The organism is Microcoleus sp. S36a_B3 (genome assembly GCF_036700745.1).
Classification (GTDB): domain Bacteria; phylum Cyanobacteriota; class Cyanobacteriia; order Cyanobacteriales; family Microcoleaceae; genus Microcoleus.
In genome coordinates this window covers 231,422-244,995 of sequence record NZ_JAUBPN010000003.1, presented here as the reverse complement: position 1 = coordinate 244,995, position 13,574 = coordinate 231,422, and the positions used below count along the sequence as shown (strand labels likewise).

The window sequence follows — 13,574 nt, the reverse complement described above, 5'->3', positions numbered from 1 at the left end:
ATCTGGCACAAACCAGATTATTTAGAGAATCCCTAAACAAACTTTATTCTGTTACAGCATAACAATTGCCGATCGATTTGTGTAGCTCGCGAGCGGCATGAGGATACTTGTCCTCCAGCGCTAAAGGCAGATACACCGCACGCAATTTCAATTGTTGGGTCGTATTTTAGAAGTTATGGTGGAGCTTCTGTCTCTGTAAGTTTTTGATTATCTGCTTCTTTTTTTCTGATATCGTTGAACTTACTCAGAAGCTTCTGATAGAGGTGGTCATCTTTGCCTCTAACACTACCTACAAACTCGATTTTCCCACGTACAGAGTCTACGAAACGCGATACCTCCTTATCGGGCAAGGTCACTTTCTTCGCATATTTTGATTCATAAGTTTCTGTAACTAGCTGTAGTCCATACTTTTCCCAGGCATTAAGAGCACCGTCAATATTACGGACGTATTTACGACTTACATTGACAGTTTGATTTACAATTAGACCTGTAACTTCCTGCCTTTGTGTTTTGTTGTAAGATAGCCTCACTTTTGCTTCGTTAATTCTAAACCCATTTCTCTCAATGAGCGATCGCAATTCATCTCCTAAAACAACCTTAGAAGAACCTTTTTCATAAGAAGAAACTAATGATACTGGTAGTTCCTTCCTGTTGCTAGATAAAGTAATGTCATCTGCATATCGTGTATGAAATAACCCATGCTCTCTAGAAAATCTTTGTAATTCGCTATCCATTTTTGCACAAATAAGATTTGAGACTATGGGTGAAGTTGGTGCTCCTTGTGGTAGTCGATTATCGAAACAGCATATCTGAGCTAAGATAGTCGCGACTTTATCGTCTAGTCCATAAGGTTTTCCCATGAACAATCCCCTAACTCGACCAAAGTTAATAGATCCAAAGAAATCCTTAATATCCAGGTTTAGAATAAACTTTTTTCCGACGTGAGCTTTAGCGTTAGTAATAATGCTACGCGAAGTCGCAAATCCGTGAACAGAAGGTCTTGGTCTATAGACAGCATATAAAACTTGGCTGAGCTTTCTTTGAACTATTCCTAACGAACCATTAGGGGAATGAATAGTTCTATAACCTCTAGATTTCTTGGGAACCTGAAATTTTGTGTACCGAAAATCGTGAGGGATTCCGTAAATATAGTAGATAAGATATTTATAAGGAACTTGCAATAGTTGAGCAACATCATAAGGTGATTTCAGCTCTTTGAACTTTTTGGAAAGTTCTTCGCAACTCTCATATAAAAATGGAGCAAGATAAGTCTTTTTTTTCATAACTATCCGCTCAGACTATTGAGATGAAGTACCTACTCTTTGAGAATTCACGCTTTTTGCACAAGCACAAGCAGGGCAGTTGCACCTTTGAAAGGCGTAAGGCTAAGTTGAAAATCCTCCGTCGCAGTATCGCTAACGGAAATAAATACCCATTAAGTAGGTACTAAATTGATAATACCATGATTTTCCAAATCGGTCAACCTTATAAAAACTCTCCTTGTATTTTGTAAATATTCTTAATGCGTTCGCCCTGGTTTAAAAATTTCATAATATGTTTTTTTCTTTTCATAGCTTGCCAATCTATAATTGGGGCATTTTGAGAGTGCATAATTAAGAAATTTAAGGGATTCCGTATATTTCCCTAGATGCCTGAATGCAACGCCTATTTGAGTAAGAATAGTATAATCATTCGGCTGTGATTCAAGCAGAGATTTATAAACATGAAGTGCTTCCTCCCATCTATTTAAACCGAAAAGCATTAATCCTTTATTCTTTAAAATAGAAAAATCGTTGATATCTGATTTGAGTGCATCGTTTAGGATAGATAATGCGCCTTCTAAATCACCTATGCTCTTATGAGCAATTGCATACGTTACCCTGACTGCTGAGCTTTGAGGAGACAATTCAAGCCATTTCCTGTAAGTTCGATCCATAGTATCAATATCACCCATAAACTTTGCAACCTCGGCTCTACGTTCTAAAATTTTTTGATTATTAGGTTCTTTTTCTAGTTTTAGATCGAGTTCGCCGGCTTCTTTTCGCAAATGCACCTGTGTGCGCCTCTCTATTTCTTTGGTAATGTCTTGACTGTTCAGCTTTAAACAACTTGACCCTTTCTTAAGGTATACACTACCTCCTGAAGTTCTATAGAGATCTTTATCTTCTATCTTGACAACGTGTATTTGCACTACACACAAGTCTTCTATAAGCTCCCCCTCAGAATTTAAAATATCATAAATCTCCACTATATAATAGTGAAGAGGAATAGCCGGATCAGTGCTTCTTAATTTATTAGGAATATTTCTACAAATCTCGTCTCGGTCATTTCGATTAAGAGTGACCCCCTGAATGCTCCCGGAGTCATCTATGCCCAAATAAAGATCTCCCTCTATTTGGGCATTCAGGAATCCAACCACATATTCTTCAGCATGGTTCACAATCGTATTGACTGGCCGCTGTGACTTTATCTCCTTAAACTCAACAGAACCTCCTTCTTCTTGAGGAAAAGTTTCTCCTTGCACAAAGTAAATGGGCTGTGTCATATGTATGGGAATAAACTCTAGTTTCAATGTTACAGCAATTTGAATTTTAGATCGCAATCTACTATAATTCCGATACCAACCTGTGTAGGAGTATTTTTATATGTCCCTGCAAGAGCTTAAAGAAAAAGCCAGCCAACTCTCTGTCAGTGATCGCCTTGCCCTGCTAAGTGCGATCGTTCAATCACTCCAAACTACACCAGAAATCGAGAATTGGCAATATTTAATTGCACGTCCTCATCCTTGGCGAAAACAACTTTATATTAAAGGACATAAATTACTGGCATCGACTATTTGGCGAGACATGACTGCTAATCATATGTCATCGGAACAAGCATCCGAAAATTGGGATTTACCACTTGATGCTATCTATGAGGTGATTGATTACTGTGAGAATAATCAAGAACTTTTAAAATTAGAAGCAGAGGAGGAACGCTATCGATTAGAAGTAAAAGGAGTCCAACTTGAGCCTACGAATGCTGCTTGACGAAGATTCTCAAGCAAAGTATTTAGTTAATCTTCTTCAGGCAGCCGGTCACGATGTAGCGACAGTTAATACATTGGATTTAATGAATCGTCCAGATTCAGTCGTGTTACAGGCTGCCAGAGAAAATGAGAGAGTCGTGCTGACACGCAATTGTGATGACTTTCAGGAATTACATCAAGCGAACCCAGAACATTCAGGAATTTTGGCAGTTTATCAAGATTCTGAAGCTTCTAAGAATATGAGTTATCAGGCGATAGTGAAGGCAATTGATAATTTAGAGACAGCAGAGTATGACCTAAAAAATCAGTTTGTTGTTCTCAATCAATGGAGTTATTAATTTACCAAAAATTTATTGTAAAGTAAGAAAGCTTAATGAAAACCGCGATCGCCCATGCCTTCCAATGTACTATAATATAGATACCAACAAAAGTTGGAGTATCTTTTTACAATACTTCGGACAGTTTTATATCTAGTCGAGTCTCCGAAACCCTTGCGGGCTATAGACTAGACTCTTTTTTCAATGTTTGAGTTCAGCCCTAAGTTTCAGAAAATGCGTAAAAAATGGCAGGGCTTACTCTGTAAGGCTTACACGGCCGTTAAAAAACTGTCCGAAGTATTGTTTTTATGTCCTTGTTATATAGACGCAGGTGCTTATGTCTCAAGCAATTAGGCAAGACATCATCAATATCGCCGAAGAGCAGATTGACGAAATAAGGCAAAAGATTGACTACCATACCACAGAATACACCATCGAATTCATAGTCGATAAATACCTGGAACAAGATGATGGAGGGTTCAGTGAGATTTATATCCCTGAATATCAAAGAGAATTGATATGGGATATAGATCGTCAATCTCGATTCATTGAATCCATTATTCTTGGTGTTCCTATTCCTGCCATGATTGTCGTAGAAATCTATGAAACTGGAAGACTAGAAATTGTGGATGGCTCTCAGAGGGTGAGGACTCTTGCAGCTTTCATGACAAATCAGTTGCAATTGAGTAATCTCCAAACATTAGATTCTCTAAATGGTTCCTATTTTAACGTTCTCGCCCCCTCACGGCAAAGAAAGTTTAAATATACTTCGCTTAGAATGATAGTTCTCTCAGACAAAGCTGATGAAAAAGTAAGGAATGATATTTTCTATCGCATCAACACCAGTAATCTCGATCTAACTCCTAATTCTAATAGTCTGCTACCAAACTCATAAGCCTGAAAATATGAAACCAAGAATTGACTGTGCTAAGGATAAGCTTTTAAGTCAACGTCTATGAAAGAGTTCATTAAAGACTTTAACAGGCGAGTGGCAGAAATCCAGAAATATTTTGAATTAGTAGATAAAATTGAACAACTTGGTGCATTATCTTCTAAATCAATCATCTTCCCATCAGGTGAATATATTGTTGATAGCGAGATTAAAAAAATCTTGCAGTCTCATTGTTACTTGCTATTATACAATCTTGTCGAATCTTCTATCAGAAATGGTATAACTGCCATTCATGATGTTATTTTAGTCGAGCAATTAACTTATAAAGATTTAAGTCCGAAAATAAAGAGATTGTGGTTGCTGAACGATAAAAGTAAAAGTTTCAGAGACTCATATATCAAAAAGGATAACGTAGCTGACAATCTTCAGGAATTAATTAAATCGGTTTTGGATGATGAGATGGTTTTGTTAGATCCATCTAATATTCCCCTATCGGGAAATTTGGATGCTAAAACTATCAAAGAACTCATAGATATGTATGGCTTCTTTGGAAATTTAGGAGTTGCGAGTAGAGAAATAGATGACATTCTGAATTTTGTGGTTAAGATTCGATGTGATTTGGCACATGGAAATGTTTCGTTTTGTGATGCTTCGAGTCAAATACTTTGGAGCAAGTTAGTTGATGACAAAGATAAATTGGTAAAATATCTAACTCATCTGCTGAATAATATTGATGATTACATTGAGAAGAAGAAATACAGAATCTAGCAGTCGATTTTGATGAGTAAACTTTGGCTAGATCGCGATAGCCAGTGGAGATTGACAAACAAAAATCCTCTGCGGTAAAATGAGGAAAAAGCACGGATAATTCCCAAATGAACGATCGATCCTCAGCAGATTTGATATCACCCGCAGAATTACACCGCCAGCTTAATGACTTACTCAAGCAACTATCACCAGAACGATTACAAGTGCTTGCTGATTTTGCGGCTTACTTAGCAAATGCTGAAAGCGAAGCTGCAACTCAAGAACTTTTGGAAATTTCTGGATTGCTAGAGCGAGTTAAGCAAAATCAAGCAACCCCTAAAACTGATTGCACAAACTGGAGAAGTCTTCGATCTGATGTATGAAGTTGTTCTCCATCCTGATGCTCAAAAGGTTTATGTCAATGCTGACAAAGCGCTAGCGAAAAAAATTGCCCGATGTCTGGAGCAGAAGCGAGCAAACTCCTCGGTTACACCCTAATATTAAAGCCCTCAAAGGAGATTATGCAGGGTACTATCGCTACCGAATTGGGGACTGCAGAGTCATTTACTCGATCGACGATGAAGTGGTGCAGGTATTTGTTATGGCGCGATCGCTCATCGCAGTGAGGCGTATGAACCGTGAGGGCGAGTTAGTCAGCCCAGCAACAAAAGTGATTAATTTAATCACTAAAAGGGCGATCGATCGCAGTTTCAACTGGATTCGCCACCTTTGAAATTCTCTCTACTGCTCAAACTATCTATGTCAAATAGCCACATCGCGCTTCCTTAATCGATCGCTTTTTTTTTCAACAACTGCTTCTCCCCTTCTACTCGTTGCTTGATCGGGTATTTATAAGAAGTCGTGCCGATCGAGTGCTTAAACAGATGAGCGAAAAGTCCGTTAAGGTTATCTGTTTTCAGCCGAGATTAGGCAAGCAAAATCGTTAGCTTGGTTGGTAAGTGCCAGCGATCGCCGATCGAGGTATCACACATCACTGCAACCGACCTTATGCTAAATTATTGTTGGAAGTACAAGCGATCGCCAGCGCAAGCAGAAAAGGAGGATATACAAAAATGGGTAAAGGCAGGTTAGAAGCGTTCAGCGACGGTGTAATCGCCATCCTCATCACCATTATGGTGCTGGAATTGAAAGTGCCCCATCAAGCTGATTTAGCTGCGCTGCGTCCGCTAGTTCCAGTATTTCTGAGCTATGTACTCAGTTTTATTTATCTTGGTATCTACTGGAACAACCACCATCACTTGTTACAGGCGACTCGGCACGTCAATGGTAATGTTTTGTGGGCTAATCTGCATCTGCTGTTCTGGTTGTCACTGATTCCCTTTGTCACTGCCTGGACAGGCGAGAACCACTTCGCGGCATGGCCAGTTGCGCTTTATGGCACTGTGCTGTTGTTGGCTGCGATCGCTTACTTCATTCTTACTCGTGTCCTTATTTCTTACCACGGTAAAGATTCCACTCTGGCAATCGCACTTGGGCGAGACTTTAAGGGTAAAGTATCAGTAGTAATTTATGCCGCAGCAATCCTGCTTTCCTTTGTGAACTCGTGGTTTGCTTTCATGCTGTATGTTTTAGTTGCGATCGTGTGGCTGATCCCCGATCGGCGTATTGAGAAGATACTGACTTCGTGAAGAATATTAGGGGGAGTTTAACGCTCATTCTTCGTCTTACCAATTACCAATTACTAATTACCAAATGACGACTTTCATGCAGAAAGCGACATCGATATCCTAGTTGCTTTTGCCCCCACAGCCAACTGGAGTCTACTCGATCGCGCCCAAATGCAGGAAGAACTCGAAGCACTGCTAAGCAGACCAGTTGATTTAATCAGTAAACAGGCGATCGAGCGCAGTTCCAACTGGATTCGTCGTCAATAAATTCTCTCTACCGCTCAAACTATCTATGTCAAATAGTCGCGAGCGTCAGCGCCCGAACAACTGGCTGTACCATTAAATCCATTGTCAGCAGTTTCAAAAACCCAACTCGCTACAATTACACTATTGATTTTCTCTCCCACATCATAATTGCGATTCCGTCTGGATTTAGCCCCCAAGATTACCTTTCCCTCGAACGCGATAATATCATCGGACATGAATATCGGCACGGTTTAGTCTACGCAATGGCCCGAAGTAGCGATAATCATAGCCGTCTCAGTATTAATTTTTTAACCGCAATTAATCTTCACCTGCGTGATGGCGACTGTCAGTTTTTTTCCAGTGATGTCAAGGTGAATTATGTCGATGCGTTTTTCTACTATCCAGATGCCTTTGTCACCTGCGATCCGCGCGATCGCAACGATCGTTATGTGAAGCGCTATCCTAAATTAATTGCGGAAGTGCTATCCCCTTCCACTAAAAACTTCGATTGTAGCGATAAGTTTGCAGACTATCAACAGCTTGAATCCTTGGAAGAATATGTTTTAATCTCCCAGGATGAGATGCGGGTAGAATGTCGCCGTCAGGTGCAAGATGAGAACGGGGAACGTTGGGAAACGGTAGTTTATGGTGCGGGAGATAGAGCGATATTTCAGAGTATACAGCTTGATGTGTCGATCGAGGAGCTATATCGCGGTGTGAGTTTGGAGCGGTAGTCGATCGCGATACACAAAGAACACCCGCTGTCTGGCGAGAAAAGAAAAAATTGCGATCGCCCTTTCGCTGCATCACCAGCGCGATCGCCCTGATTGTAATCGCTACTCCAATTTAACACGCTTTTCCCATTAGTAGACCTAAATAATGTATGATGATCACCAAACCTTAAGCCACAAAAACTTCTGTGTTAGAAGCCTTCGTATTTGCCACCATACTGTGCGGATTTTTTGGTATCATCCTCAAAAAGAACCTGGTAATGAAAATCGTCTCTATGGACGTGATGAGTACCGGTGTAATTGCCTATTATGTCGTGATTGCATCCCTCAATGGCTTGTATACCCCAATTATGGGAGAAGTCAAAAATAGAGCTTACGCCGATCCAGTCCCCCAGGGGATCATCTTAACGGCGATCGTCATAGGCTTTTCAATTCAAGCCCTGATGCTGGTGGGTGTGATGAAGTTAGCACGAGACAATCCCACGTTGGAAACCAGCGAGATTGAAAAAAATAACACGCCCTAAAACCAATCAATGAATATCCTGACGATCGCTTGGCTGACACTACCATTTTTGATCGGGTTCGTGATTGCTCTCATCCCAAAGCTTGACAAATATCTCGCCTTGGGGATCACCTTTGTTTCGGCTGGCTACGCGCTGCTGCTATTTCTCGAACAGTCACCCGTTAAACTACAGTTACTAGATAATTTCGGTGTCGAATTAGTCGCAGATAATTTAAGCGCCTACTTTATCTTGACAAATGCGATCGTAACTGCTGCCGTAATTTTCTACTGTTGGGACAGCGGTAAAACAGCTTTCTTTTACTCTCAAATGATTATTCTGCACGGGAGTATAAATTCTCCGTTTGTTTGTGCAGATTTTGTCAGTTTATATGTCGCCTTAGAAGTCAGCGGGATTGCTGCTTTTCTGTTAATTGCCTATCCTCGCACCGATCGCTCTTTATGGGTAGCTTTGCGCTATCTATTTATCAGCAACACCGCCATGCTATTTTATCTGGTGGGCGCGGTGCTAGTCTATCAAACCCATAATTCCTTTCTGTTTGAGGGTTTAAAAGGTGCGCCGCCGGAAGCTTTAGCCCTGATATTTCTAGGATTGTTGATTAAAGGGGGGATTTTTGTATCGGGATTGTGGCTGCCGCTAACTCACTCAGAATCAGAAACCTCAGTCTCAGCATTACTATCAGGAATTGTCATCAAAGCCAGTATTTTACCTCTCTTGCGCTGTGCTTTAATTTCCGACGAGCTTGGTAATATTGTCAGGATTTTTGGCGTAGGAACAGCCTTGATGGGGGTACTTTATGCCATCTTTGAAAAAGATACAAAACGGATGTTAGCCTTCAGCACAATTTCCCAGTTAGGCTTTATTCTCGCAGCACCTGCAGTAGGGGGATTTTATGCTCTGGCTCACGGTTTAGTGAAATCAAATTTATTTTTAATTGCCGGCTCATTACCAAGTAGAGACTTCAAAGAACTGCAATCTAAGCCGATAGATCGAAATCTTTGGATTGCCCTAATTATCGCTAGTCTCTCGATTTCTGGCTTTCCTTTGTTGGCAGGATTTGGGTCTAAAGTGTTGACATTAAAAAGTTTAGCACCTTGGCAGGCGATCCCGATGAATATCGCCGCACTTGGCACAGCCATAGCCTTCGCTAAATTCATCTTTCTGCCCCGTGGAGACAAACAAGAAATCAAAATCGGTTTGTGGCTAGCGATCGCACTTTTAACGAGCGGGCTAATTATCGCAAATGTGGTGTACTTAGATGCTTATACGGTTGAGAGCATCATCAAAGCAATTGGCACGATCGCGATCGGGTGGCTGATTTATGTTTTAGTTATTAAACGGTTGGCGATCGCACTGCCGCGTGTAGTTGAGGAATTCGATCATCTGATCGGTGTGATGAGTCTAAGTTTGATCGTACTCTTTTGGATGGCATTAGCATGATTGGAACTTTGATATTACGATTGACGATTTGGTTTTTGCTAACTTCCGATCTGAGCGTAGCAAATATCATCATTGGTGTGCTGATTGCATTTCTCCTCCCCCGTGGCTATACATCCCCGGAAAGGTTTAAGGATTGGCTAAAAATGATTAAAAAAATTATGATTGCGATTCCGGTAGCATACATTGAAGCCTTTGAAATTATTGTCAATCCCCACAACGGAGAAGACATGATTCTGGAACGGGTAAAACTCAAAAGGTCGCCGATCATGATATTTTTGGATGTATTTGTGATGACCTTTACACCCAAAACAATTGTTGTGAGACACAACCACGCAGGTTCCTACGAAGTCCACAGGGTTCTGCCGACGAGGAAAAATCCATGAACTTGGTACTAATTGCAATGATTGCAGCTATGCTCATCCCCATGTACGAAGCATGGAAGGATGATGATATTTGGCAGAAAATGTTGGCATTGGCCAGTATTTCCACAAAGGCAGGAATTATGACTTTGTTCATATCTGTCTTGCGCGATGATTGGATGATTGGCGCTGTGGGGGCGATTATCCTCACCGTAGGAAATGCGGGATTAATGCTGTTGGCACATATCATAAAACGACTTGACAACCTATGAGTATTGATGTTTTGAGTTATTTTTTGATGGTTGTAGGAGTATTCTTCTGGTTTTGGGGAACTTCTCACCTACTGGGCAAGCGATCGGTATTATTTAAGTTACACAGTCTTTCAGTTTCCGATACCTTGGGATCGATGGCGATCCTCGTGGCGCTGCTGCTACAAATACCCAGTGAATGGCCCCTGCTAATTTTGGCGATTATTTCCTTAGCAATTTGGAATACAATGCTGGGGTATGTTTTTGCACACTGTTCCAGTGACGGGGAAGAAAATCAGACGGAGTTTCCACCGGAGATATTATGAATGATGATAGCTACATTTATATTTTAACTGCACTGTTGCCCTTGGCTGCTTGCATGGTGGTAGTTCAGGTGAATCCCTACCATGCCCTAGTCATTCGCGGCATATTAGGTGCGATCGCAGCGTTGATCTATTCAGTGTTTGGGGCTGCGGATGTGGCCTTGACAGAAGCATTGATGGGTACGATGCTGGCAATAACGCTTTATGCCGTGGCGGTGCGATCGTCCTTGGTGATGCGTTTGGGCGTGTTGGAAGAGGAGAAAGTCGAGTCTCAGGGCGATGTTTTGAAAGTAGTAATGAGCGTAAAAAGTCCCCGCGATTTTAACTCCTTGATGCAGGAGTTTCGGCGAATTTTTGGTCAATATTATCTCCGTATTGAGGTAGTACCTTTCACCTGTGCGGAGGCTTTACACCGCGCCCTGATGGAGAAAGAAATTCATGCAACTTGTGTGCCTGTGGTAGATAGCGATAGCGCAGGTGTGGCAGAAACCAAACATTATAAAACTGTCACGAGAATCCAACGGCTGTATGACATCATGCAGCCGGAAATTTCATCAATAAACACGAGTCTCGATTATAAACTTGCTTCAGGTTCAGGGGAGGATTATCAATGAAATGGGTTTACATTGGGGCGGGGATATTGCTTTACATCAAAATGCTGTTTTTTGCGAACCCAACGTCAGGTGTATCGGGATTGGCAATAGTAGAATTGATTGTCAAGGATAGCGGGATTCCGAATGCAGTATCGGCGATTATTTTCAGAAATCGGCTCTATGACACGATTTTTGAAGTGGTGGTATTTACGATCGCCATTATGGGAGCTAAATTTCTGTTGGCTACAGAAAACCCGTCCTGCACAATTTATCAGTTTACGGATCAACCATCTATTATTTTATCCCGTTTAGGAGCGACTATTGCAGCTTTGGTGAGTATTGAATTGTCACTGCGCGGGCATTTGACTCCGGGGGGCGGTTTTGCGGCGGGTGTAGCGGGCGGAACTGCGATCGGCTTGGTAGCAATTACTTCATCATCCGAGTGGATGCAGCGGATTTATGAAAAATGGCACGCGGCGACATGGGAGAAGATTTCGGTGCTAGTTTTTATTCTTTTGTCTGCGATAACTTTATGTGGGATAGAGTTGCCGCAGGGAGAGTTTGGAGCATTAATTAGTGGTGGGTTGCTTCCTTTGTTGAATATTTTGGTGGCGCTGAAAGTTGCCTTGGGTTCGTGGGCGGTGGTGTTAGTTTTTATTCATTATCGCGGCTTGTTGTGATGGATTGTAGCATTCATAATTGCTTGGCAGGAGCGATTAAAATGCTGGCTACTTGAAAAATAGAAATCTCTATTAAACTTCTCCTCAAAAGCCTGTAAAGAGCAGGCATCCTGCCTGCTCCACAACAATTATTGGAGTTGTCTGTTGTCAACAGTGTAAAACCATTCTCATCAAAGGGCGATCGACTAAGATCCTGTCTGGTGGATTAGCCACAATAAATAAAGTTCGCACTACGAACCTGGTTAATCGATCGGATATGATATAACTCGCCGGCAAACATATTTCCATCCCCGATCGACTTTTTGATTCAGTTTTTGATGCGATTGAAAAAAATAACACGCCCTAAAACCCATTAATGAATATCCTGACGATCGCTTGGCTGACACTACCATTTTTTATTGGGTTCGTGATTGCTCTCATCCCAAAGCTTGACAAATATCTTGCCTTGGGTATCACCTTTGTTTCGGCTGGCTACGCGCTGCTGCTATTTCTGGAAAAGTCACCCTTAACGCTAAAATTACTAGATAATTTCGGTGTCGAATTAGTCGCAGATAATTTAAGCGCCTACTTTATCTTGACAAATGCGATCGTAACTGCTGCGGTAATTTTCTACTGTTGGGACAGCGGTAAAACAGCTTTTTTTTACTCTATGATGATTATTTTGCACGGCAGCATAAATGCTCCCTTTGTCTGTGCAGATTTTGTCAGTTTATATGTCGCCTTAGAAGTCAGCGGGATTGCTGCTTTTCTGTTAATTGCCTATCCTCGCACCGATCGCTCTTTATGGGTAGCTTTGCGCTATCTATTTATCACCAACACCGCCATGCTATTTTATCTGGTGGGCGCGGTACTAGTCTATCAAACTCATAATTCCTTTCGTTTTGAGGGTTTAAAGGGTGCGCCGCCAGAAGCTTTAGCCCTGATATTTCTAGGATTGTTGATTAAAGGGGGAATTTTTGTATCGGGATTGTGGCTGCCGCTAACTCACTCAGAATCAGAAACCTCAGTCTCAGCATTACTATCAGGAATTGTCATCAAAGCCAGTATTTTACCTCTCTTGCGCTGTGCTTTGGTTTCGGATGAAATTGATACTATCGTCAGGATTTTTGGCGTAGGAACAGCCTTGATGGGGGTATTTTATGCCGTATTTGAAAAAGATACAAAACGGATGCTGGCTTTTCATACAATTTCCCAGTTAGGCTTTATTCTCGCAGCACCTGCAGTAGGGGGATTTTATGCAATGTCTCACGGTTTGGTTAAATCAAGTCTATTTTTAATGTCAGGTTCTTTACCAAGTCGGAACCTTAAGGAATTACAATATAAACCCATAGATTCTAACCTTTGGATTGCCTTAGTTATCGCCAGTCTCTCGATTTCTGGCTTTCCGTTGTTGGCAGGATTTGGGGCTAAAGCATTGACAATCAAAAATCTAGCAGCTTGGCAGGTAATCCCGATGAAGATTGCTGCTGTTGGTACAGCTATATCCTTCGCCAAATTTATCTTTATCCCGCGTGGAGAAAAACAGAAAGTCCAGCCTGGATTGTGGCCGGCGATAGCACTTTTAATTAGCGGGCTAATTATCGCAAATGTGGTGTATTTAGATGCTTATAAAATTGAGACAATCATCAAAGCCATTGGCACGATCGCGATTGGTTGGCTGATTTATGTTTTAGTTATTAAACGGTTGGCGATCGCACTGCCGCGTGTAGCTGAGGAGTTCGATCATCTGGTGGGTGTGATGAGTCTGACTTTGCTGGTACTCTTTTGGATGGTGCTAGCGTTCATTATCGGGCGCGAAGCTACCTTCTAGGGGAATAATGG

At 41.5% G+C, this 13,574-nt stretch carries 19 protein-coding genes and 1 pseudogene; 17 read left to right on the top strand and 3 right to left on the bottom strand.

The features are described from left to right. Positions 1-173: 173 nt before the first annotated feature. On the bottom strand, positions 174-1,283 hold the full coding sequence (locus QUA01_RS05015; RefSeq protein WP_333087257.1) for a reverse transcriptase domain-containing protein: 1,110 nt from the start codon (positions 1,281-1,283) through the stop codon (positions 174-176). A gap of 236 nt (positions 1,284-1,519) precedes the next feature. Beyond that, complete coding sequence (locus QUA01_RS05010) at positions 1,520-2,602, bottom strand: RNA-binding domain-containing protein (RefSeq protein ID WP_333087255.1); 1,083 nt, start codon at positions 2,600-2,602, stop codon at positions 1,520-1,522. A 43-nt stretch (positions 2,603-2,645) separates the two neighbouring features. On the opposite strand from QUA01_RS05010, the gene QUA01_RS05005 reads away from it, so the two are divergent. From QUA01_RS05005 to QUA01_RS04970, 8 genes and pseudogenes are all read left to right on the top strand, one after another. Continuing rightward, positions 2,646-3,029: a hypothetical protein gene (locus QUA01_RS05005; RefSeq protein ID WP_333087254.1), complete on the top strand. Its 384-nt coding sequence runs from the start codon at positions 2,646-2,648 to the stop codon at positions 3,027-3,029. After that, complete coding sequence (locus QUA01_RS05000; RefSeq protein ID WP_096830237.1) at positions 3,019-3,366, top strand: DUF5615 family PIN-like protein; 348 nt, start codon at positions 3,019-3,021, stop codon at positions 3,364-3,366. Before QUA01_RS05005 ends, QUA01_RS05000 begins: the two co-directional genes overlap by 11 nt. A gap of 316 nt (positions 3,367-3,682) precedes the next feature. Continuing rightward, the gene (locus QUA01_RS04995) at positions 3,683-4,240 is read left to right on the top strand and encodes a DUF262 domain-containing protein (RefSeq protein WP_333087253.1); all 558 of its coding nucleotides are present in this window, start codon (positions 3,683-3,685) and stop codon (positions 4,238-4,240) included. 60 nt (positions 4,241-4,300) lie between these two features. Then, complete coding sequence (locus QUA01_RS04990) at positions 4,301-5,005, top strand: MAE_28990/MAE_18760 family HEPN-like nuclease (protein ID WP_333087251.1); 705 nt, start codon at positions 4,301-4,303, stop codon at positions 5,003-5,005. A gap of 107 nt (positions 5,006-5,112) precedes the next feature. Then, positions 5,113-5,367: a hypothetical protein gene (locus QUA01_RS04985; protein ID WP_333087250.1), complete on the top strand. Its 255-nt coding sequence runs from the start codon at positions 5,113-5,115 to the stop codon at positions 5,365-5,367. A 65-nt stretch (positions 5,368-5,432) separates the two neighbouring features. Then, entirely contained in the window at positions 5,433-5,717 is a 285-nt protein-coding gene (locus QUA01_RS04980; protein ID WP_333087249.1) for a type II toxin-antitoxin system RelE family toxin, read from the top strand. Between the two features lie 289 nt (positions 5,718-6,006). Further along, positions 6,007-6,633: a TMEM175 family protein gene (locus tag QUA01_RS04975; RefSeq protein ID WP_333087248.1), complete on the top strand. Its 627-nt coding sequence runs from the start codon at positions 6,007-6,009 to the stop codon at positions 6,631-6,633. Between the two features lie 78 nt (positions 6,634-6,711). Next, positions 6,712-6,879 (top strand): annotated as a pseudogene (locus tag QUA01_RS04970) (nucleotidyltransferase family protein); the annotation flags it as partial. Between the two features lie 23 nt (positions 6,880-6,902). Here the strand turns inward: QUA01_RS04970 and QUA01_RS04965 are convergent. After that, positions 6,903-7,094: a hypothetical protein gene (locus tag QUA01_RS04965; protein WP_333087247.1), complete on the bottom strand. Its 192-nt coding sequence runs from the start codon at positions 7,092-7,094 to the stop codon at positions 6,903-6,905. On the opposite strand from QUA01_RS04965, the gene QUA01_RS04960 reads away from it, so the two are divergent. From QUA01_RS04960 to QUA01_RS04920, 9 genes are all read left to right on the top strand, one after another. Further along, positions 7,002-7,592 (top strand): Uma2 family endonuclease, encoded by a 591-nt coding sequence (locus tag QUA01_RS04960; protein WP_333087487.1) that lies wholly within the window; start codon positions 7,002-7,004, stop codon positions 7,590-7,592. The two genes, QUA01_RS04965 and QUA01_RS04960, sit on opposite strands and share 93 nt — an antisense overlap. A 185-nt stretch (positions 7,593-7,777) precedes the next feature. Then, positions 7,778-8,113, top strand: coding sequence for an NADH-quinone oxidoreductase subunit K (locus QUA01_RS04955; RefSeq protein WP_194009618.1), 336 nt, complete (start codon positions 7,778-7,780; stop codon positions 8,111-8,113). Between the two features lie 9 nt (positions 8,114-8,122). Next, positions 8,123-9,550, top strand: coding sequence for a cation:proton antiporter (locus QUA01_RS04950; RefSeq protein WP_333087246.1), 1,428 nt, complete (start codon positions 8,123-8,125; stop codon positions 9,548-9,550). Next, complete coding sequence (locus QUA01_RS04945) at positions 9,547-9,933, top strand: Na+/H+ antiporter subunit E (RefSeq protein WP_333087245.1); 387 nt, start codon at positions 9,547-9,549, stop codon at positions 9,931-9,933. Before QUA01_RS04950 ends, QUA01_RS04945 begins: the two co-directional genes overlap by 4 nt. After that, a complete protein-coding gene (locus QUA01_RS04940; RefSeq protein ID WP_333087244.1) occupies positions 9,930-10,181 on the top strand; it encodes a hypothetical protein in 252 nt (83 codons plus the stop codon). Before QUA01_RS04945 ends, QUA01_RS04940 begins: the two co-directional genes overlap by 4 nt. Further along, on the top strand, positions 10,178-10,483 hold the full coding sequence (locus tag QUA01_RS04935; RefSeq protein ID WP_333087243.1) for a monovalent cation/H(+) antiporter subunit G: 306 nt from the start codon (positions 10,178-10,180) through the stop codon (positions 10,481-10,483). Before QUA01_RS04940 ends, QUA01_RS04935 begins: the two co-directional genes overlap by 4 nt. Further along, the gene (locus QUA01_RS04930) at positions 10,480-11,094 is read left to right on the top strand and encodes a DUF4040 domain-containing protein (RefSeq protein ID WP_333087242.1); all 615 of its coding nucleotides are present in this window, start codon (positions 10,480-10,482) and stop codon (positions 11,092-11,094) included. The genes QUA01_RS04935 and QUA01_RS04930 overlap by 4 nt, the downstream gene beginning before the upstream one ends. Next, positions 11,091-11,753 (top strand): Na(+)/H(+) antiporter subunit B, encoded by a 663-nt coding sequence (locus QUA01_RS04925; protein ID WP_333087241.1) that lies wholly within the window; start codon positions 11,091-11,093, stop codon positions 11,751-11,753. Before QUA01_RS04930 ends, QUA01_RS04925 begins: the two co-directional genes overlap by 4 nt. 355 nt (positions 11,754-12,108) lie before the next feature. After that, positions 12,109-13,563: a cation:proton antiporter gene (locus QUA01_RS04920; RefSeq protein ID WP_333087240.1), complete on the top strand. Its 1,455-nt coding sequence runs from the start codon at positions 12,109-12,111 to the stop codon at positions 13,561-13,563. Positions 13,564-13,574 lie beyond the last annotated feature (11 nt).